Source organism: Collinsella tanakaei (assembly GCF_016902615.1).
GTDB classification, from domain to species: Bacteria; Actinomycetota; Coriobacteriia; order Coriobacteriales; family Coriobacteriaceae; genus Collinsella; species Collinsella tanakaei_A.
This window is the reverse complement of the sequence record NZ_JACJMB010000001.1, coordinates 115,057-135,451: the sequence shown is the minus strand read 5'-3', so window position 1 is coordinate 135,451 and position 20,395 is coordinate 115,057. Positions and strand designations below refer to the sequence as shown.

The following is a 20,395-nucleotide window of genomic DNA, read 5'->3' as shown; positions in this document are numbered from 1 at the left end:
CTGAAAGGATCGATAAACTATGGCAATCGATAGGACTCCGGTTCTCAAGCGCTGCCGTCAGCTCGGGATCGATCCCGCTGAGCTGGGCTATAGCGGCAAGGAATCCAAGCGTCAGCCCAAGCGTCGTCGCAAGGAATCCGAGTACGGCATTCAGCTTCGTGAGAAGCAGAAGGTTAAGTTCATCTACGGCGTTCTGGAGAAGCAGTTCCACAGCTACTTCGTCCGCGCCCGTAAGATGCCCGGCATCACCGGCGAGAACCTGATGAAGATTCTCGAGACCCGTCTCGACAACGTGGTCTTCCGTCTGGGCTTCGCGCGTACGCGCAAGGAGGCTCGCCAGTCCGTCCGTCACGGTCACTTCACCGTGAACGGCCGTCGTGTCGACATCCCCTCCTACCTCGTCAAGCCCGGCGACGTCGTCGCTGTTGGCGAGAAGTACCGTGACCTCCTTCCCATCAAGGAGGCCCTCATCTCCTCCGAGCGTTTCGAGGTCCCCGGCTGGCTCGAGGTTGATATCGAGAAGCTGTCCGGCAACGTGCTCGCCATCCCGAGCCGTGAGCAGATCAGCGGCGACATCAACGAGCAGCTCATCGTCGAGCTCTACTCTAAGTAGTCCATTTGGGCTGCTGAGGCTGGAGGTAATACATGTCAGAATTCATTAGGCCTCAGGTTCAGGTCGAGGAGATCAACGAGACGTCCGCTCGCGTTTCCGTCGAGCCGCTCGAGCGCGGCTACGGCGATACGCTGGGCAACTCGCTGCGTCGCGTGCTGCTCTCGTCGCTCGAGGGCGCCGCGGTCGAGGCGATCCAGATCGATGGCGCGCAGCACGAGTTCATGACCATCCCCAATATGGTTGAGGATGTCACGGACATCGTCCTGAATGTCAAGGGCCTGGTGTTCCGTTCGCTCGGTACCACCGACGAGGGCACCGCGACCATCTCGGTCGACGGTCCCTGCGAGGTGACCGGCGCGGACTTCTTCATCCCTTCGGAGTTCGAGCTCGTCAATCCCGATAAGCACATCGCCACACTCAACGAGGGCGGTCACCTGACCATGAGCATGCGCATCGGCTATGGCCGCGGCTACGTTTCCTACGAGGGGAACAAGCGCGATAACGATCCGATCGGCGTCATCCACGTCGACTCGCTCTATTCGCCGGTCCGTCGCTGCGCCAAGCTCGTCGAGGCGTGCCGTGTCGGTCAGCACACCGACTACGACCGTCTCGTTCTTGAGATCGAGACGAACGGCGCGCTCAGCCCGCGTGAGGCGGTCGTCCAGGCTGCCAACATCATCAACCAGCACATGGCTGCCTTCATGAACCTCGCTGAGACGCCCGAGGCGGAGGAAGAGGTCTCCATCTTTGCCCCCGAGACCACCAGCGACAACGCTGAGCTCGATAAGCAGATCGAGGACCTCGACCTCTCGGTGCGCTCTTACAACTGCCTGAAGCGCGCGAGCATCCACTCCGTGCGTCAGCTTGTCGAGTTCTCCGAGAACGACCTGCTCAACATCCGCAACTTCGGCGTGAAGTCCATCGAGGAAGTCAAGGATAAGCTTGAGTCCATGGGCCTGAGCCTGAAGGCTTAATCGCGCTACTCGTGTAACCAAGGAGACCATAGCTATGCGTCACAATCGAAAGAAGGGCCTGAAGCTCGGCACCGACGCGAGCCACACCAAGGCCATGAAGAAGAGCCTCGCCAAGGCGCTCTTCACCAACGATCGCATCAAGACCACCATCACCCGCGCCAAGGCGCTGCGTTCCTACGCTGAGCCGATCATCACGTGGGCCAAGAAGGGCGATCTGCATTCCCGCCGTCTGGCCATCGCCAAGCTCGGCGACAAGGATCTCGTGAAGGAGATCTTTGACAAGGCTGCTCAGGGTATGTGGGCCGACCGCAACGGTGGTTACACCCGCATCATGAAGCTCGGCACCCGTAAGGGCGACAACGCCGAGATGGTCATCATCGAGCTCGTCACCGAGCCGGTGGTGAAGAAGGCCCCGAAGAAGGCCACCACCCCGAAGAAGGCTCCGAAGAAGGTTGAGGAGACCACCGAGGCCGTCGAGGCTGAGGCCACCGAGACCGCCGAGGCTGCTTCTGAGGAGGCTGCCGAGTAGCTGCAGGTGCGGCAACCGGCATATGTTGTATGAGAAAGGGGCGCGCCGTACGGTGTGCCCCTTTTGCGTTGTCGAGCAGTCGCGAGGGACATGCGGATATGGTGGATGCGATTCTTGTCGTATCCGTCTCTCCCTATCGACTGCCTTATGGTGAGGGGGTCTTGCGTGATCGAGGTCACAGATGCCGTCGTGCGCTTCGGTGCCGGCGACGATGAGGTCGCGGCACTCGATGGGGCCTCGGTTTCGCTTGTTCCCGGAGAAGTCGTGGCACTCGTCGGTGCCAACGGCTCGGGCAAGTCGACGCTCGCGCGGCTCCTCTGCGCGATGACGCTTGCCGACGAGGGTTCCGTTGCCGTGGACGGTATCGATCCCGCTACGGGGGACCGTGAGCGTCGAGAGGTCAGGCGTCGTGTCGGCTTTGTGCAGCAGCACCCCTCAGACCAGCTCGTGTCGACCTTGGTTGCCGACGAGGTGGCGTTCGGCCCGAGAAACCTCGGGCTCGCCCCCGATGAGGTCAGCCGTCGCGTCGCACGCGCTCTGGATGTCGTCGGCCTTTCGCACACTGGCGCGCATGATACGCAGGCGCTTTCGGGAGGCCAGCAGCAGCTGCTCGCGATTGCGGGCATTCTCGCCATGGAGCCGGCGTATATCGTGCTCGATGAGGCCACCTCCATGCTTGATTCGTGCGCCCGCCCCGGCATGCGTGCGCTTGTGGATCATCTTGCGCACGATGAGGGGCTCGGCGTCATCCAGGTGACGCATGACCCGCTTGAAATACTCGTCTCCGATCGCGTCATCGTGCTCGATGCCGGCCGTGTTGTGTTTTCCGGGTCGCCCGCATCGTTTATCGGTGGACATGGTGCCCTGTGGGATGCCACGGTGGTCGAGGATCCATGTGCACGCGCGGTGCGCGCGTGCATCGCGGCGGGCTTGCCGGAAGATGTCGGCGTCGCGCCCTCAGATGCCGTATCGTGGCTTCTTGCGGCCATTGGGCAGGCTCGGGTACCGACTGCGTCTCTAGAGAGCGTTTTGCGGGCTCTCATGCCCCGAGGATGGGGACAGGGGGAGCGTCTTGAGCGTGCAGACGAACGTCTGGTTCTGTCGCGGATCGATTTCGCGTACGATCGCGATGCCTGTGTGCTCCGTGACGTCTCGCTCGGGGTGCGCGGCGGTGAGGTCGTGCTGCTTGCCGGTCGCTCGGGTTCAGGGAAATCGACGCTCGCCTGCGTCGCCGCGGGTCTCTATGAGGCGCGGTCCGGGACGGTGACGCTCGATGGCGCGCCGCTTCGACCGGGAGCGGTGGGTATCGCCTTCCAGCGCCCTGAGGACCAGCTGTTCTGCGAGAGCGTTCGCGACGAGATCGCGTTCGCCCCGCGGAATCTCGGGGCGTCGGAGACGCAGGTTTCCGCATCCGTTCGCATGGCTGCAGAGCTCGTGGGACTCGAAGACGACCTGCTCGATCGGTATCCCTTCGACCTGTCCGGCGGCCAGGCGCGCCGCGTGGCCATCGCGTCGGTCCTGTCGCTCGCGTCGGGCGCCTACCTGTTCGATGAGCCGACGGCCGGCCTCGATGCGGACGGTAGGCGGTCGCTGCACCGCGTGGTCCGCGCGTGCGCCGAGCGCGGATGCGCGGTGGTCGTCATCAGCCATGATCTTGAGGAGTGGGCGGCGGAGGTCGATCGGGTCGTCCTCATGGCCGCCGGTGCTGTCGTGTGGGAGGGGACACCTGCTGACCTTAGCGCCGATGCGGACGCGTTCGCATCGGCCGGCATGCGACCCCCGCTGTCATTCGAGCTCGCCCATCGCATCCGGGCGGCGCTGGGGGAGGTGCGCGCATGACGTCGTTTACGCCGTTGGGCTCGTTCGTGTCAGCCGACACGCCCGCTGCCCGCATCGATGCGCGCGTGAAGCTCGCGCTGCTGCTCGCCGCCACCGTATCGCTGTTCTTGTCGCAGGCGGCGTGGACCCTTGCCGCATGGGCGGCGGTGCTCGTCGGTGTCGTGTGGGCAAGCGGGATGAAGGTGCGCGATCACCTGCGCGCGCTCGTGCCGGTTGTGTTCATTCTCGCATTCACCTTGATCGCCAACGCGCTGGCGCTCGACGGTCACGGCTCGATTCCGATCGCGGGGCCGGTCGGCCTCGATCCGGCGGGCGCGCAGCGCGGCTTTACGGCCGTCGCGCGCATCGTCATTTTGCTCGGCCTCGCGCTCGCCGTGTCGTCATCCACCACGCCTCCGCAGCTCGCCGACGGCTGCGTGCGCCTTATGCGCCCGCTCGCGCGCCTGGGTGTCCCCGTGGCCGATATCGGCCTGATGCTCTCGCTCGCCCTGCGGTTCATCCCGATCGTCTCGGAGGAGTTCTTCCGCATCAAGCTCGCCCAGCGCGCCCGCGGTGTCGACTTCGACGACGGCGGGCTTATCGCGCGCATTCGCTCGTGGGCATCGGTGCTGACGCCTCTGGTGGTCCGGCTGTTTCGCCGGGCCGATCGGCTCGGTGAGTCCATGGCGGCGCGATGCTATGCTGAGAGCGCGGACGCTATGGGCCCGCGCGTCCCGCTGGCCGCGCGCGACCGCTGGGTGCTGGCGGCTGGCCTTGCGCTGTGCTGCGCCCTGCCGGTCCTGGCGCGCCTGTTGCACTGATCGCCCGCGCGGCTTAAAGACCCGCGCGCAGAGATACGGAGTCATGATGGAAGAGCAGATGGATGCCGAACAGACCTCCTCGCGTGGGATGCATCGGGAGGAGGACGCCTCGTCGCTCGACGGCACGCTCGTGCTGCGTCTCGGCTACGACGGGAGCGCCTATGCGGGCTTCGCCGAGCAACCGACGGAGACCACGGTCGCCGGTGAGGTCCGCCGTGCGCTCGAGGTGTTCTTGCGGCGCCCCATCGAGCTCACCTGCGCGGGCCGCACCGATGCCGGCGTGCATGCGGTCGGGCAGTACGTGAGTATCCCGGTGACCGCAGATGAGCTCGCCGTGCCGCGCTCGCGCTGGATGCGCGCGTTTCCCGCGCTGCTGCCGCACGATATCGCCGTGTCAGAGGTCTTCCATGCCGCCCCGGGGTTCTCGGCGCGCTTCGACGCCCGCTCGCGCACCTATACGTATCGCATCGCGACAGGCGACGCGCCGCCTCTGCTGACGCGCTCCGTCACGTGGTGGCACCGTTGGCCGCTCGACGTCGCGGCGATGGATGACGCCGCCCAGCGCCTCGTGGGCGAGCGCGATTTCAAGAGCTTCTGCAAGACCTCGTCGGCTATCGGACGACCGACGCACCGCTGCGTCCAGGCGGTCTCCTTTGCGCGCGAATGCAGCCTGGGGGAGGAATGCCTGGCGTTCACCATCCGCGGCAACGCCTTCCTGCACTCCATGGTGCGCACCATCGTGGGCACGCTCGTGGAGGTGGGGTGCCATCGGCGCGAGCCGGCATGGATCGATGAGGTGCTGGCGGCCTGCGACCGCGCGGCGGCCGGTCCCACGGCTCCGGCATGCGGCCTGTGCTTCATGGACGTCGCTTACGACGAGGGGGCGCTGGTGCGCTGCCCGTAGGACGGCTCCAATTGGCCGCCGACCGCCAACGTCCCGGCGCACGCGGCACCGATGCTGCCGCACGGGCGCGAGAAGATGGCAAAGCTGTGGTGGGCGAGTGTGCAACATCTGTGCTTGCCGTGAGCGGGCGCGGGGCGAATCGTTGCGTCACCTGCGCGATGCTACCATTGTCAGCAATGGCAGTATCATCGGGAGGCAGACGTGGCCCATCGCGTTCCAAGATGTCCGGGTATATCCGTTGTCATGGCAGTGCATGACGGCGCGGGGCATTTTGCGCGCTCGGTGGAAAGCGTTCTCAACCAGTCGTATGCCGACCTCGAGCTCATGCTCGTCGACTGCGCGTCGACGGACCGCACGCCCGCGCTCATGCAGAGCTTCCACGACCGCGACATCCGGGTGGAGCTGATCGAGCGCGACGATGACGATATCGCTGCCGGACTCGTGAGCGCGATCGAGCGGGCACGCAGCCCGCGCGTGCTCATGCTGCGCCAGGAGGGCTGGCTTGCCCCCGGTGCCCTTGAGACCGTGCACGCCCTGGTGGATGGCGACGCGCCCGATATCGTCTTTTTGAGCCGCTCGGACGATTCATATGATGGCAAGGGTCATCTCGCGTCGACGCGCAAGCGTCGTGTGGCGCAGCGCACGTGGGGTGCCGATGACGACCTGGCCGGGGTGGCTGCGCTCCTGTATGAAGAGGGGTTACTAAGCGATGCGTACGGCACGGTGCTCATGCGCGAGAGCGCGCGCGAGCACGGCGGCCTGTTGACGTCCGAGCGCGATGGCGGGTTCGCCTTCGTCCTCGCGTGCTTCGCCGACGCGCACCGTGTCGGCGTCGTCGACGGTCCGCTCTATCACGATGCGGCGTACGCGAGTGGCGCTGCCGCCCCGTTCGACCCCGCGTTCGCGAGGCAATGCGCCCATGAGCATCGGCTCATGATGGACCTGCTGCGCTCCCGCGGCGCCGATGGCGACCCCGCCATCGTGGCGCCCGTGCACCGCAAGCATGTGCGCGACCTGATCGCCTGTATCGACAACGCGAGCATCGGAAGCTCGGCCATTTCCGCATCCGAGCGGCTCGATCGCGTGCAGACCATGATCGACGACGCCGACGTGCGCGATTCTCTGGCCGCCGTGGAGGACGCATCGTCCGAGTTTGGCATCATGTACCGTCCCATGTCGCGCCGCAATGCCGCGGGGTGCTGCATGGGTGCTCGTCTGCGCGAGCTTGTGCGTATCTCCCATCTGCCGCTCGGCTTCATACTCTGATCTCAAGAACCGATAGTCCCTGCTTAGAGGGTGCTGTAGGGCTGCGACCGCACACTGTGCGTCGGGCGTGTCGGGTGCTTCGTGTTAGTATGCAGAAGCTATCCCGCTTTGGGCTGAACTATGCATCTGCATTTGATAAACTACGCAAAAAATCGTTGATATGAGTCATAACTGTTAAATCATCCATCGGTTATCGACCGAAAAGTCGCCATGCGAGTACAGTTTGATATCGACGTGTTTAGCGCAGTGGATTACGAGGGAGGGACAGGTCCCATGGCTAAAAAGCGCAACGGTCGCCAGGATGCGATTCGTGAAATCGTCCGCGAGAAGGACGTGCGGACCCAGCGCATGCTTGTAGACGAGCTCAAGGCAAGCGGGTTCGACTGTACACAGGCGACAGTTTCCCGTGATATTGCAGACATGGGGCTTCGCAAACTCCCCGAGGGCGTGTATGTGCTCGCAGAGGATCTCCACCTGCAGCGTATGGTGTCCGAGCTCGTGGTTGAGGTCGCACGTGCCGACAACCTCGTGTTGGTGAAGGCCCAGCCGGGCACCGCGTCGGGTATCGCCGCCGCTATCGACGCCGCCGAGCTGCCCGATGTGCTCGGGTCGCTGGCGGGAAACGACACGATTCTCGTGATCGCGCGTACCGCTGAAGACGGAGAGCGCTTGGAGAACATGATTGGCAAGCTGAGGAGCGTGCGCAAGTAGATGATTGCAGCCATCCATATCCTCGTTCTCTCGCTGGTCATTTTGTTACCGATTGCCCTGGTCGCCCTCCTTGTGTGGTATTTCATCCGCTGGCGCGCTTCGCGCTGAGCGCGCAGACGATATACGTCGGGCTGAATAGGTACGCGGCGCCCCGGTGTATGCGGGGCGCCGCGTTTTTCTATCGCGCATGTACGGCGACGCGCTCTCCATGGGGGAAGGGCCCCTGCGCGCTCATCTTCCAACGTCGGACTTCCGGAGAGGGAGGGGTACTTTCATGAAGAAAGCGCCCCGAGACTCTCGGGGCGCTTTTCAGATTGCTTAGGCGCTGCGATCGCTATGAAGCCGCAGGCGTGGTGGGATCAGGTGTCGGGGTAGGTTCCGGTGTCGGCGTGGGGTCCGGCGTGGGTGTGGGCTCGGTCCCACCGCCGGTGCTGCCGTCATCCGATCCGCCGCCGGTGCCTTCTCCGGTGCCGCTATTGCCGCCAGAGTTGTCGCCCGTGCCGCCGCCGGTGTTGCCGCCGGTGTTGCCGCCGGTGTTGCCGCCGGTGTTGCCGCCGGTGTTGCCGCCGGTGTTGCCGCCGGTGCCGCCACCCGTGTTTCCTCCGTTGCCGCCGCTGTTGCCACCGGTGGTGCCGTTGTTACCGCCACCGGCATTCGGGTCCGTCGGCGTCGTCGGGTTCTGGGTCTCAGGGGTCTGTTGCGTATCGGAGGGAGTGGTATGTGCCGTGCCCTCTTCAGCGGGCTCCTCCGTCTCTTCGCCCTCGTCGTTGCTCCAGCGGCTACCGCTGCCGTAGTTGCCGCCCTCGAAGTCCCACTCGTCGGCGTTCTTGTAATCGGGATCGTCGCCCTCGGGGAACTCCTCGCGCTCGGCATCTGCCAGCGTCGAGTTCATAAAGTTCTCGAAGATCGGCAGGACGGTGTCGGCCGTGCCAAGGCCGGAGATGGGCGCGTTGCTGTTGGAGTGGCCGACCCAGATGGCGCAGGCGAGCTGAGGGGTATAGCCCACGAACCACAGGTCGGTCGTGTCGCTCGCCGTACCGGCCGTGCCGGTCTTGCCTGCGACGGGCTGGTCGATCTCGTAGGGATAGCCGTAGATGCCCGTTCCGGAGCCGGTCATGACGCCCTCGAGGACCTCGTTGATGGCCTCGGCCTCGCCGGTGGTCATGACGCGCTCGGGTGAGTCGGCGTGCTGGTAGAGGACGTCGCCGTCGCGGTTCGTGATCTCGGTGATGGCGACCGTGCCGCGATGCTCTCCGCCCGCGGCGAACGTGGAGAACGCCTCGGCCATCTCGGCGGTGGAGCAGCCGTACGAGCCGCCGGTCAGGGTGAGGGAAGCCGCGGTGGGATCCATGCCGGCAGCGTCGGTGTCGATGCCGAGCTTGTCGGCCATATCGATGATTTTGTTGTTTCCGATAGCGAGAGCGACCTGCACGAAGCCCGTGTTGGAGGACAGGGCGGTCGCGCGCGCTAAGGTGCACACGCCGTAGTCGTGGTTGCCGTAGTTCTGCAGCGGGCCGTCAGCGGTGTAGTAGGGCTCGATGACCATGGGGGAGGAGCAGTCGATGCGCGTGTTGGGGTCCATACCGTCGGTGATGGCGGCGGCAAGCGTGATCGCCTTGAACGCCGAACCGGTCGAGCGGCGGCTCGTCGCATGGTTGATGTGCTTGTCGTCCTTGTAGTAGTCGCGACCGCCCACCATGGCCAGGATGTAGCCGGTGTCGGGGTCGAGCACCGTCATGCCGACCTCGAGATCGTCGGCGTCGAGATAGTCCATTCGCTCGTAGGCAGCCTGTTCTGCCGCGGCCTGGATGGTCGGGTCGATGGTCGTCTTGATGGTAAGGCCGCCGGCGAACAGCACGTCGGTGGAGAACTCCTCGGACAGCAGGCTCTTCACGTAGTCGACGAAGTAAGGATAGGCGAGCGTGCCGTTGACGGGCTGCTCGCTGACGTTGAGCGTGATGGGCTCGTTTACGGTCGCGTCGTACTCTTCCTGGTTGATGTGGCCCAGGCGCAGCATCGCGGACAGGACGACGGCACGGCGCTCCATGGCACCCTCGGGGTTCTTGGTGGGGTCGAGGTAGTCCGGGGCGTTGGGCAGGCCGACAAGCAGCGTCGCCTCGCCGAGGGTGAGGTCAATGGCGTTCTTGGAGAAATAGGTCTTGGCCGCAGCCTGGATGCCGTAAGCGCCGTGCCCGTAGTACACGGTGTTGAGATACATGGTGAGGATCTCTTCCTTGGAGAAGATCTTCTCCATCTGCAGGGCGATCCACGCCTCGCGCACCTTGCGCTCGATGGTGTCGTCGAACTGCTCCTCGGACAGGATCGTGTTGCGCACGAGCTGCTGCGTGATGGTGGAGGCGCCCTGTGAGCCGCCGGTGAGCTGGCTCACCACGGCGCGCATGATGCCGATGAGGTCGACGCCGGGGTGCTCGTAGAAGCGCTCGTCCTCAACGTCGACGATGGCGGTGAGGGCATAGGGCGAGATCTGGTCGAAATCCACGACATCGCGGTTCTGGATGTAGAGGCTCGCGATCTCGTTGCCGTAGGCATCCTGGATGCTCGTGGGCTCAGATGCCAGGTAATTGTCGGCGTTGGTGTAATCGGGCAGGTCGCTCAGCCACTGCGTGACGTTGCCGACCATGCCGATGCCGAAGGCAACGCACAGGATCAGGAAGAACCCGAAAAACGAACCGATGATGACGGGAAGGGTATGCGTTTTGGAGCGACGGCGTGTCGAGCGCTCGCGTGGACCCATACTGCATCTCCAATCGTTGGACGGATGGCGGTGCGGCGGCACCGCTTCGTGAACGCACGTCGATTGTGTGCGCATAAGTAAGAACACATTACCGTATGGGGGGCGCGTAGGGCTCGTGTATGCTGGGAGTGAACCAAATTTCAGACCGACTGCATATGGTGGGCGCGGCGCATACCGCCTGAAGAAGGGATAGTTGAGGCGCAAGGAGGCGCCGCATTCGCAGGGTTGCGCCGCGCTGCCGATCATGGGAGGACAGCATGCACGAGAATCGCGGGCGCCCGGTGCGCTTGCCCGAGCTCTTGGCGCCGGCGGGTTCTGTCGACGCGCTGCTCGCCGCGGTGGCGGCGGGTGCCGATGCCGTCTATATCGGACTCGGCGCGCTCAACGCCCGCGCCGCCGCCCGCCCGGTTGCGCTCGACGACTTCGCGCGCGCCTGCTCGTGCGCTCACGCCCACGGCGTGCGCGTCTATGTGACGGAGAACGTGTATATGCGCGAAAGCGAGCTCGAGGACGCGTGCGCGCTCGCGCAACGCGCGATGGCCGCTGGGGCGGACGCGCTGATTGTCGCCGACGCCGGCTTCGCGCGCCTCGTGCGCTGCCGCCTGCCCGAGGTGGAGCTTCATCTGTCGACCCAGGCGGGCGTCGTGTCGGCGGCGGGCGCGCGTCTGGCGGCCCGCGAGTTCGGCGTGGAGCGCGTGACGTGCGCTCGTGAGCTTTCGGTCGACGAGATTGCGGCGCTGTGCGCGACGGGCGTGGACATCGAGGTGTTCTGCCACGGGGCGATCTGCATCTGCTATTCGGGCGCGTGCACGTTCTCGGCGTTGCGCCGGGGCCGTTCGGCGAATCGGGGCGACTGCACGCAGCCCTGCCGCCTGTCCTATGACCTGGTGGATGCGCAAGGGGGCTCGCGCGTCCAGGTGACGGGCGATCGGCTGCTCTGCCCACGCGATTACGTCTCCGTCGCCCATCTTGCCGAGCTCGTGCGCGCAGGCGTTGCCGCCCTCAAGATCGAGGGGCGCATGAAGAATCCCGACTACGTGTACAACGTCGTGAGAACCTACCGCGCTGCGCTCGATGCCCTGGCGGCAGGCGCACCCATGGAAGGCGAGGCGGCGACCGCGCTTCTCGAGCAGCTCGGCCGCTCGTTCAACCGCGGCTTTACCGACGCCTACCTGCAGGGCGCGTCCGGTGCCGAGCTCATGAGCTTCGAGCGCGCGATCAACCAGGGGGTGCGCGTGGGCACGGTGGTCGAGCGCGGGCATCACGAGGTCGTGATCGAGCTCGAGGGAGCCGTGGGCGCGGGTGACACGCTCGAGATCAGGACCATCCTGCCCGCCGACGCCGCCGCGGACGTCCCCGCGCGCTGGCCGCTTGTGCCCTGCGAGGTCGACGCAGCTGCCGGCGAGCGCATCCGCGTGCGATGCAAGCGCCGCGTGGCGCCGGGCAGCCCGGTGTATCTCACGGCAAGCGCGCGCGTGCGTGCGGACGCCAATGGCGCGGTGGCAGCGATGCGCGCTGAGCTGGAGGCGGACCCATCTGTTTGCGACAGGTCGGTTCCTGGGGCGATGCGCACCACGGGGGAGGCCCCGGCGCATGTGTCGGCGGCGGCGAAGCCCGGCCCCGGGCTGCGCGACTGTCCACCAGCGGTATCCGTGATCGTGTGCACCCCGGCAGAGGCGCGGGCCTATCGGGATGACCCCCGTGTCCACCGGGTGTACGTTCGCGCGTCGACCCTTGTCGAGCTGCCGGATGTCTCTTGGCCGCTTTCGGGTATGACGGTGATTCTGGATGAGGTCTGCCGCGCGTGCGACGAGGCACGCGTGCGCGCCTGGTGCCGAGCCGCGTCGGCGGTGGTGTGCCGCAACCTCGGTGCGCTCCAGATCGCGCTCGAGGAGGGCGCGACCTTCGAGGTCGCAGCCCCCGTGTCCGCTACGAACAGTGAGACGGTGCGCTGGCTGCGCGACCTCGGCGCCCGTCGCGTCTGGTTGCCCGACGAGCTCTCTTGTGACGAGCTGCGAGCGGTCATCGAGGCCGCTCCCACGCGCAGTTGCGGCGCGCTCGCTTACGGGGCGGCGCAGCTCATGGTCTGCGAGCACTGCCTGCTCACGGCAGAGGGGGCCTGCGATGGCGACCATGCCGCATGCGCGCGCCGGCGCGCACAGCGCTTCCTCGTGGAGGCCGATGGCACGCGCCTGCCGGTACGGGTGGATGCGCATGGGCGGACGCGCATCTTTAACGCGTCTCCACTCGACCGCCGGGACATGCTGGGGGCCCTCGTGGGGACGGGCATCGGGAGCTTGCTGGTCGACGGCGAGCTGCTCGATGAGGATGAGCTTGCGTGCGTGCTGGACGAGCTGTCGTGCGAGCGCGACCGCATCTGGCGCGCCTGTCGCGCATAGGCGGGGTCCGCATTGTCTGCGTTGCACGGGGCGTCATGCCTGCCAGCACCGATGCGGCCGCGATAACCGCGCCGATCGGGCCCTTCCGAGTGGCAGTCTTGTCGCCCGATGGACAAAAACGCGTTGAGTGGGACGTATGCAGCGCGGCACTGCGTACGTCCTCATTGAGCGATGAATAGTTATCACTTATTATCAGCTCTATTATTTCAGATTGATGAGTAATTATCGCAACTTCGTGGGCAATAGAAACCCATCGCAGCGGTGTGAAGTCCCACTCAGACCGTTTTTGTCCAGTGGACACCAGGGCGGGGGGAGGGCCACCTTTTCGCCCTGAATAAAACCGCGTGAAACGGCGGGTTTGCGTGCACCTCGCGATTTTGGGGCTCCCGCCCGGTAACTCGGCTACACTAATACGGTTATGTGCTACCAAGCACCGCCCCCCTTCTGCGGGCGAGGGTGCTAACGATGTCAAGGAGGATGCAGCCATGCTTCCAGTCGATGAGCAGATGCGCATCATCACGTCCGGTGCGGCGCAGATCGTGCCCGAGGCGGACCTGAGGAAGAAGCTCGAGCGCGGCGTGCCGCTCAACATCAAGCTGGGCGTCGACCCCACGAGCCCCGACCTGCACCTGGGCCATGCGGTGCCCCTGCGCAAGATGCGCCAGTTCCAAGACCTGGGCCACAAGGTCACCCTCATCATCGGCAACGGCACCGCGATGATCGGCGATCCGTCCGGCAAGAACACCACGCGCCCGCAGCTCACGCAGGATCAGGTCGAGGCCAACGCCGCGACCTACGTCTCTCAGGCCATGAAGATCCTCGACCCAGAGAAGACGACCATCGTCCACAACGGCGACTGGATCTTGTCGCTTGACCTTAAGGGCATGCTCGAGCTGTGCTCCAAGTTCACCGTGGCGCGCATCCTTGAGCGCGACGACTTCACGAAGCGCTACCAGTCCCAGACTCCGATCGCGCTGCACGAGTTCCTCTACCCCGTGATGCAGGCCTTCGACTCCGTGAAGATCGAGGCCGACGTCGAGATGGGCGGCACCGATCAGCTCTTCAACCTGCTCGCCGGCCGCGAGCTCATGGAGAAGATGGGCATGGAGCCGCAGGTCGCGCTCACCATGCCGCTGCTCGAGGGCACCGACGGCGTGCGCAAGATGTCCAAGTCCTACGGCAACTACATCGGCTTGACCGACGAGCCGGCGGACATGTTCGGCAAGACCATGTCCATCCCCGACGAGATGATCGGCAAGTACTACCGCCTCGCCTCGACCCTTTCCGTTGACGAGGTCGACGAGATCGACCGCGCGCTCGCCGACGGCACCGCCGACCCCTATGCGCTCAAGCGCGCCCTGGCTCGCAACATCATCACCGCCTACCACAGCGCCGAGGATGCAGTTGCCGCCGAGGAGGCGTTCGATCGCGTGTTCAAGGAGTCGCAGCTGCCCGAGGATATCGCTGAGGTGCACGTCGACCTCACGCCGAACGACGAGGGCAAGATCTACCTCGCGGCGGTCCTCAAGGATGCGGGCCTCGCGCCCTCCACGGGCGAGGCGCGTCGCCTCATCGACGGCGGCGGCGTGAAGATCGACCAGAAGCCGGTCGAGCCGAAGAGCTACAACATCGACCCGTCGATGCTGCCGGCGGGCTGTGTTCTGCAGGTGGGCAAGCGCAAGTACGCGCGCCTCGTGTAGCGAAGCGAAAAGAGAGCCAAGCATTGCGACCGGGCCCCGCTGCGTGCGGGGCCCGATGCGTTTGGGGACGGGTCCTTCCCGTAGCCGGCGGGCCGGTTTGCCGATGCGGATGCGTGCGGTGCCGGGGCGGCGGGTGCGGACGGAGACGGCCCGGCGGGCCTCGGCCTGGTCGGCCACCACATCGGGCGCGGATGGGTGCGCGGCTACCCGATTGCCGGCGGGGCGATCGCCTCGACGATCGGTCATGACTCGCACAACGTCTGCGTGGTGGGCGATAACCCCGATGACATGCTCGCCGCGGTGCGGGCTCTCGGTCAGGGTGGGCATGTGCTTGTGCGCGCGGGGCGCGTGGTCGCCCGCATCGACCTGCCGCTCGGCGGCCTTATGAGCGACAAGCGCGCCGAGGAGGTGGCGGCGGAGCATGCCGCCTTCGAGAGGGCGGCGCGCGAGATGGGCGTGCTGCCGCCGCTCGATCCGATCATGGGCGTGATATTCCTGCCGCTGCTGGTTATCCCCGTGCTGCGCATCCGGCCCGAGGGCATGTTCAACGTCTCGACGTTCTCCTACATGTAGGACGCCTGCGCGCCCGGCGGCATCGCCGCCTCTCGTCCCGCCGGGCGCGCTATTGTCATAGTTCGGTCAGGAAGCGTCCGTCTCGGTGTCCGCCGGCGCCGGCGCGGGTACATCCATCAGAAGGTTTGCGTGAACGATGGATAAGGAGCTTCACCCTATGATCAAACTGATCGCTTCCGATATGGACGGCACCCTGCTCGACGAGTGCGGCGAGGTGCCACCCGAGACCTACGAGCTCATCCGCGCGCTGCGCGAGCACGGCGTGCGCTTCGCCGCGTCGTCCGGCAGGCGCTATGACCGGCTGTGCGAGTTCTTCGAGCCGGTGCGCGACGAGATGGATTTCGTGGCGTCGAACGGCGCGCAGGTGTATGCCGGGGGGCGTATGGTCGACCGCGAGGTCTACTCCCATCTGGGTATCGTGCGGCTCGCTCGGACCGTGGCGATGTTTCCCTGCCTGCATCTGGCGCTGTTCGACCGGGCGAAGTCCTTCCTGCTCGACGACGAGGATAAATTCGTCCGCGAGGTGGACAAGGATCTGCCGAACGTCGAGCGCATCGTCGAGCTGCCGGCGGCCGACGCGAGCATCATCAAGGCGAGTATCTTCTGCGATGACGGGGCGGTGATGGACTACGCCTACGTGCTCGAGCGCGAACTCGGCGACGAGTTCGTCTTCGCACCCTCGGGTAACGCCTGGATCGACGCGATGCAGCGCGGGGTGTCGAAGGCGACGGGCATCCAGCAGATCATGGACCACTACGGCATCGCGCCCGATGAGGTCATGGCCTTCGGCGACTCCATGAACGACTACGAGATCATCCGCCTGGTCGGGTGCGGCTGCGCCATGGAAAACGGGCGTGCCGCCCTGCGTGCCGTCGCCGATCGCGTCGTGGGGCGCAACCGCGACCATGCGGTGCAAGCCGAGATGCGCCGCGTTCTGGAGAGCCTGAAGTAGGGCGCGGTGCAGACGGGCGCTACGCTGTCGTGTCGCCCGAGAGGCGCGCGATGATCTCGCGTGCGGCGCCGTCCTCGTCATTCGCCGCCACGACGAGGTCCGCCGCCGCGCGCACCTCGGGCTCCGCGTTACCGACCGCGACGCCCGCACCGGCTGCCTCGAGCATGGGGATGTCGTTCAAGCTGTCGCCGAACGCGAGGGCGCCGCGCGCGTCGATGCCGAGGTGGTTGCAAAGCCAGGCGAGCGCGGTTCCCTTGGTGGCGCCTTCCGCCATGATCTCGATGTTGGTCGGATGGGAACGGGTGACGACGATGCCCGGGACCGTGCGCAGCCCCTCCGCGATCTCGTCGCGGTCGCGCTCGCGGTGCCAGTAGATGCCCACCCGCTCGATCTCGCCGACGCGCGCGATGGTCTGCTCGGGCGATTCGTCGACCGGTGTGCGGACCTGCTGGATGAGCTTTAGGGTCGCCTTGTCGGGAATGATGTCCGGCAGGCGGTCGAACAGCGCGCGTGCAAGATAGGTGCGTCCGCCGGCGAAGATGTCGAACGTGGCGTCGCGCCCGCGCACGATGTCCCACACGGCGAGGGCGCGTTCGGCCCCGAGCGGCACGGAGTGGATGAGATGGGCGTCGTCGATATCGCCGCCCGAACCGTCGAGCTCGAAGACGGATGCCCCGTTTGCGCTGATGGCATGGTGCACGGCGGGATGCGCCAGCAGCTCGGCCGGCAGGCCGCTCATCGGCCGGCCCGTGCAGGGCACGAAGGGGATGCCCCGTTGCGCGAGCGCATCGAGCGCGCGCCAGGCGATGTCGCTTATACGTTTGTCCGTGGTGAGAAACGTCCCATCCATGTCGGAGAAGACGATTGTCGGCATGCGGTCCATCTCAGTTCTCCTCGGTTGCCTCCTCGGTTGCGCTTGCGCTGCGCGCAAGCAGGTCCATGATCGTGCGCGCCACGCCATCCCCATCGTTCGTCGCGCACACGAGATCCGCCGCGGCGCGCACCTCGGCCTCGGCGTTCGCGACCGCCACACCGGTGCCTGCGCAGCGGATCATCTCGATATCGTTCATGTTGTCGCCGAATGCGACGGCCTCGCGCGTGTCGAGGTCGAGATGCGCGCAGAGCCAGGCGAGTGCCGAACCCTTGGACGCGCCCTTCGCCATGACCTCGATATTCGTGGGGTAGGAGCGCGTGATGTCGACGCCGGGAAGCGTCGCGAGCCTCGACAGGATCGCATCGCGGTCCGCCGGGTCCTTCCAATACATGGAGACGCGCTCGAGGTCGCGAACGCGGCGGATGGTCACCCCCGCATCCTCGTCGACGGGGATGCGCGTATCGATCATCGACTTCAGGATATCCGGTTCGCTCATGAACTCGTCCAGGCGCTCGTACAGGTCGCGGCGCAGGTAGTTGCAGCCGTCGGCGAACACATCGAACGTCACGTCGTAGTCGCGGGCGATATCGAGCACCGCGAGGGCGCGTGCGCGGTCGAGCAGGGCGCTGTGGATCGTGTGCGCACTGGCCGCCGTGGGGTCGTCTTCGGCGAGTTCGGACACGGTCGCGCCGTTGGCACTCACGACGTAGCGGACCGCCGGGTGCGCAAGCAGCTCGGCGGCGACGCCCGCGAGCGGCCTGCCGGTGCAGGGGACGAAATCGAAGCCGCGCCCCGCGAGCGCGTCGAGGGCGCGCCAGGTGGCCGCGGACACCGTTTTGGCCGTGGTGAGCAGCGTTCCGTCAAGATCTGAGAAGACGATCACAGGCGCATGGTCCTTTCTGTTCGTCGGCTCATGCAGGCGACGCGGCGCTCGGCGCATCTTGCCGGGCGCCGCGTCGGGTGACGACTCAATTGCTGCAGCGGCGTATACGCTACAGACGATACATGAAGTTGAAGACGTCCTCGCGCTGAACGCTCACGGTGACGCCGGAGAGCTCGCCGGCCTGGGCGAGCGCCTCCTGCAGCGCATGGAAATCGAGCGTGGAGGCGGAGATATCGGCGAGCATGGTCATGGTGAAGATGTCGTCCAGGATGGACTGCGTGATGTCGCGGATGTCGACGTTGGCCTCGCCGAGCACGCGGGTGACGCCGGCGACGATGCCGGGGCGGTTCTTGCCCAGCACGGTGATGACGATGCGGTTGGATGCGGTCTCGGCCATGGGTGACCCTTCTCTTCTGCGGTGTACAGGCGACCCCATTGTACCGATTGGCGGCGGCGCGTGCGTGCCGGGGCAGGCATTGTGTACAAGACGTAGCGGTCGGGGTGAATAGGGGGGATCGCGGGTAGGATGGGGGTAGGTGCCGATTGGGGAGGGAGCCATGGAGACCATCACGCTGACGTCGCTTCAGATCGGCTTGGGCACGATCGCGGTGGTCGTGGCGATCGCGGGCGTCATGTGGCCCCGCGCCGCACTCGTCCTCGTGCCCGCGAGCTTCGCTGTGGCACTCGCGCCGATCATCATCACGATCGAGCTGTTCCGGCAGGTCGCCGAGGTCGGCGATACGTCGACCATCCTCGATACGGCCGGAGCGTACGTGATCTGCTCGGTTGCGCTCGGCGTCGTCGTCATCGGGCTCGGTATCGCGGCGATCGCGCGTGCGCTCAGGCGCGGCTGAGCGCACGCGCCGCCGTGCCGCGGCCGTTCGCGTGGACCTTTTGTGGCCGGCGCGCCGCTGTGCTATTCTAGGCAGGCTGTTTTGTCTTGGTCGGAAACCAAGACACCCCTTATGTCCTGATTGGTAACCAGGACAACGAAGAAGAGGAGCCCTGCCATGAAGTCTGGTATCCATCCCGAGTACGTCGAGTGCACGGTGCGCTGCAGCTGCGGCAACACCTTCAAGACCCGCTCGACCAAGTCCGAGATCCAGGTCGAGCTGTGCAACGAGTGCCACCCGTTCTACACCGGCCAGCAGAAGTTCGTCGACACCGGCGGACGCGTCCAGCGCTTCGCCGACAAGTTCGGCGGTGCCGCCCAGGCCGCTCTCGAGCGCGAGGCCGCCAAGAAGGCCGAGCGCGCCAAGAAGGCCGAGGAGGAGGCCGCCAAGCGTGCCGCCGAGCGTGAGGCCAAGGCTGCCGCTAAGGCCAAGCGTGCCGCTGAGTACGAGAAGAAGGCCGCTGCCGAGGCTGCCAAGAAGGCCGCCGACAAGCCCGCTGACGAGGCCACCGAGGCCCCCGCTGCTGAGGCCGAGGCTACCGAGGCTGCTGCCGAGTAGCGTCTGCTCGCACCGATTCGTATCGGCACAAAAGCCGGTTCCGCATCATGCGGAACCGGCTTTTTTCATCCTTAGGTGACTCAGCGATCCTTGGGAGCGCGCTCCTTTGCGCTCAGATGGTCGACGTCGATGCGAAAGATGGCGACGCGGGCCATGCCGTCGGGCGTGAACGTGGCCTCGGCGCCGGGGGCGGCGCGCGCCATGAGGAGCGTGAGGGCGCGGTCGCGCTGCCTCTCGTCGGTCACCTCGCGGATGGCGCCCGACGCCATGATGCTCGCGTAGCTACGCGACCAGGCGCACGAGTACGTCCCGGTGATGTTGCCCCGGTCGATATCAAGCTCGAGGGCGACTGGTGCCCCGTCGTCGCCTCCGGCGCGAAACGCCTCAGCCTTGCGTCCCTCGCGCGCCGAATGGATGAAGAAGCGGGGGAGCGCCTCGCCTTCCGGCCATTCGTACCCGAAGTTCACGGGCACGATGAACATCCCCTCGGCATCGGCGGCCCCGATCCTCAGCACATGGCACTTCTCGATGATCTCGCGGACCCGTGCGGTATCGCGCACCTCGCGCTTGCTCAATCTCATCGGACGCATACATCCTCCCGCCTGTCAGGTTTCGCTTCCCAGTTTAGTCCCATCAGCGCGGACAGGTTCCGCTTGCTTGCTGAGGGTCAGCGTGCGCGCCGACGTGACTGGCGAGCGGTCTTGTGATGGGCGGGGACGCACCCTGCGCGCCATGTGGCATTACGTGGCCACCGGCGCTACCGTTTGCCGCTTGCGTACGAGCGCCGGCTGTGGACAAAAACGCTTTGAGTGGGACCTATACAGGAGGGTGTTGGCGCTGAGCAACAATTGATACGGATAAAACAACATATAAATCCTGCGCAAACGCCGGCTAGCATGCATGAAAAGTGCCCCCCTCGCCTTAAAAACAAACCTACCGATGCGATGTGGAGTCCCATTCAACGCGTTTTTGTCCCTGGCACCCAGACGCGCTCCCTTCGTTCGATTATCGAACGCATAAAAACGCCCCCAACCCCATCCCACAACGTATGGTGCCATACGGCTTACGGTCCGAATCAACTTTCGACCCCAAACCCCGCCGAAACCCATGCCGGTAGGCACCCCGCAAGCCCTCGTGCCGCCGGGCCCCGGGCAGGGACCTTGCCTGCCAGG

Annotated in this window: 19 protein-coding genes; 14 read left to right on the top strand and 5 right to left on the bottom strand. The window is 65.7% G+C overall.

The genetic code is table 11. The features are described 5' to 3' along the window. Positions 1 to 19 precede the first annotated feature (19 nt). The 8 genes from rpsD (at position 20) to H6A21_RS00555 (ending at position 7,636) form a co-directional block, all read left to right on the top strand. Positions 20 to 613 (top strand): 30S ribosomal protein S4, encoded by a 594-nt coding sequence (gene rpsD, locus H6A21_RS00590; RefSeq protein ID WP_204559651.1) that lies wholly within the window; start codon positions 20 to 22, stop codon positions 611 to 613. Positions 614 to 645: 32 nt separating this feature from the next. Beyond that, entirely contained in the window at positions 646 to 1,587 is a 942-nt protein-coding gene (locus tag H6A21_RS00585) for a DNA-directed RNA polymerase subunit alpha (RefSeq protein WP_204559650.1), read from the top strand. Between the two features lie 34 nt (positions 1,588 to 1,621). Continuing rightward, positions 1,622 to 2,116 (top strand): 50S ribosomal protein L17, encoded by a 495-nt coding sequence (gene rplQ / locus H6A21_RS00580; RefSeq protein ID WP_204559649.1) that lies wholly within the window; start codon positions 1,622 to 1,624, stop codon positions 2,114 to 2,116. A 165-nt stretch (positions 2,117 to 2,281) separates the two neighbouring features. Then, positions 2,282 to 3,955, top strand: a complete 1,674-nt coding sequence (locus tag H6A21_RS00575) for an ABC transporter ATP-binding protein (protein ID WP_204559648.1) — start codon at positions 2,282 to 2,284, stop codon at positions 3,953 to 3,955. Further along, positions 3,952 to 4,755, top strand: coding sequence for an energy-coupling factor transporter transmembrane component T family protein (locus H6A21_RS00570; RefSeq protein ID WP_204559647.1), 804 nt, complete (start codon positions 3,952 to 3,954; stop codon positions 4,753 to 4,755). Before H6A21_RS00575 ends, H6A21_RS00570 begins: the two co-directional genes overlap by 4 nt. Positions 4,756 to 4,843: 88 nt before the next feature. Then, a complete protein-coding gene (truA, locus tag H6A21_RS00565) occupies positions 4,844 to 5,659 on the top strand; it encodes a tRNA pseudouridine(38-40) synthase TruA (RefSeq protein ID WP_204559713.1) in 816 nt (271 codons plus the stop codon). A 243-nt stretch (positions 5,660 to 5,902) separates the two neighbouring features. Further along, complete coding sequence (locus H6A21_RS00560; protein WP_204559646.1) at positions 5,903 to 6,925, top strand: glycosyltransferase family 2 protein; 1,023 nt, start codon at positions 5,903 to 5,905, stop codon at positions 6,923 to 6,925. Between the two features lie 273 nt (positions 6,926 to 7,198). After that, complete coding sequence (locus tag H6A21_RS00555) at positions 7,199 to 7,636, top strand: arginine repressor (RefSeq protein WP_204559645.1); 438 nt, start codon at positions 7,199 to 7,201, stop codon at positions 7,634 to 7,636. A 334-nt stretch (positions 7,637 to 7,970) separates the two neighbouring features. On the opposite strand, the gene H6A21_RS00550 is transcribed toward H6A21_RS00555, so the two are convergent. Continuing rightward, a complete protein-coding gene (locus H6A21_RS00550) occupies positions 7,971 to 10,391 on the bottom strand; it encodes a transglycosylase domain-containing protein (RefSeq protein ID WP_204559644.1) in 2,421 nt (806 codons plus the stop codon). A gap of 257 nt (positions 10,392 to 10,648) precedes the next feature. Here H6A21_RS00550 and H6A21_RS00545 point away from each other — a divergent pair, with 257 nt between their 5' ends. The 4 genes from H6A21_RS00545 (at position 10,649) to H6A21_RS00530 (ending at position 16,015) form a co-directional block, all read left to right on the top strand. Further along, entirely contained in the window at positions 10,649 to 12,790 is a 2,142-nt protein-coding gene (locus H6A21_RS00545; RefSeq protein ID WP_204559643.1) for a U32 family peptidase, read from the top strand. Positions 12,791 to 13,275: 485 nt separating this feature from the next. Then, positions 13,276 to 14,490, top strand: coding sequence for a tyrosine--tRNA ligase (tyrS, locus tag H6A21_RS00540; protein WP_204559642.1), 1,215 nt, complete (start codon positions 13,276 to 13,278; stop codon positions 14,488 to 14,490). A gap of 165 nt (positions 14,491 to 14,655) precedes the next feature. Next, positions 14,656 to 15,063 (top strand): adenine deaminase C-terminal domain-containing protein, encoded by a 408-nt coding sequence (locus H6A21_RS00535; protein WP_204559712.1) that lies wholly within the window; start codon positions 14,656 to 14,658, stop codon positions 15,061 to 15,063. A gap of 157 nt (positions 15,064 to 15,220) precedes the next feature. Then, the gene (locus H6A21_RS00530; RefSeq protein ID WP_204559641.1) at positions 15,221 to 16,015 is read left to right on the top strand and encodes a Cof-type HAD-IIB family hydrolase; all 795 of its coding nucleotides are present in this window, start codon (positions 15,221 to 15,223) and stop codon (positions 16,013 to 16,015) included. Between the two features lie 19 nt (positions 16,016 to 16,034). On the opposite strand, the gene H6A21_RS00525 is transcribed toward H6A21_RS00530, so the two are convergent. The 3 genes from H6A21_RS00525 to H6A21_RS00515 all read right to left on the bottom strand — a co-directional run bounded on the left by H6A21_RS00525 (position 16,035) and on the right by H6A21_RS00515 (position 18,169). Then, the gene (locus H6A21_RS00525; RefSeq protein ID WP_239462529.1) at positions 16,035 to 16,898 is read right to left on the bottom strand and encodes an HAD family hydrolase; all 864 of its coding nucleotides are present in this window, start codon (positions 16,896 to 16,898) and stop codon (positions 16,035 to 16,037) included. Between the two features lies 1 nt (position 16,899). Next, complete coding sequence (locus H6A21_RS00520) at positions 16,900 to 17,772, bottom strand: Cof-type HAD-IIB family hydrolase (RefSeq protein WP_204559640.1); 873 nt, start codon at positions 17,770 to 17,772, stop codon at positions 16,900 to 16,902. Between the two features lie 109 nt (positions 17,773 to 17,881). Further along, entirely contained in the window at positions 17,882 to 18,169 is a 288-nt protein-coding gene (locus H6A21_RS00515; protein WP_204559639.1) for an ACT domain-containing protein, read from the bottom strand. Positions 18,170 to 18,329: 160 nt separating this feature from the next. On the opposite strand from H6A21_RS00515, the gene H6A21_RS00510 reads away from it, so the two are divergent. Both H6A21_RS00510 and rpmE read left to right on the top strand, forming a co-directional pair. After that, positions 18,330 to 18,626 (top strand): hypothetical protein, encoded by a 297-nt coding sequence (locus tag H6A21_RS00510; RefSeq protein ID WP_204559638.1) that lies wholly within the window; start codon positions 18,330 to 18,332, stop codon positions 18,624 to 18,626. Positions 18,627 to 18,782: 156 nt separating this feature from the next. After that, positions 18,783 to 19,223: a 50S ribosomal protein L31 gene (gene rpmE / locus H6A21_RS00505; RefSeq protein ID WP_204559637.1), complete on the top strand. Its 441-nt coding sequence runs from the start codon at positions 18,783 to 18,785 to the stop codon at positions 19,221 to 19,223. Between the two features lie 80 nt (positions 19,224 to 19,303). On the opposite strand, the gene H6A21_RS00500 is transcribed toward rpmE, so the two are convergent. Beyond that, positions 19,304 to 19,804: a pyridoxamine 5'-phosphate oxidase family protein gene (locus tag H6A21_RS00500; protein WP_239462528.1), complete on the bottom strand. Its 501-nt coding sequence runs from the start codon at positions 19,802 to 19,804 to the stop codon at positions 19,304 to 19,306. Positions 19,805 to 20,395 lie beyond the last annotated feature (591 nt).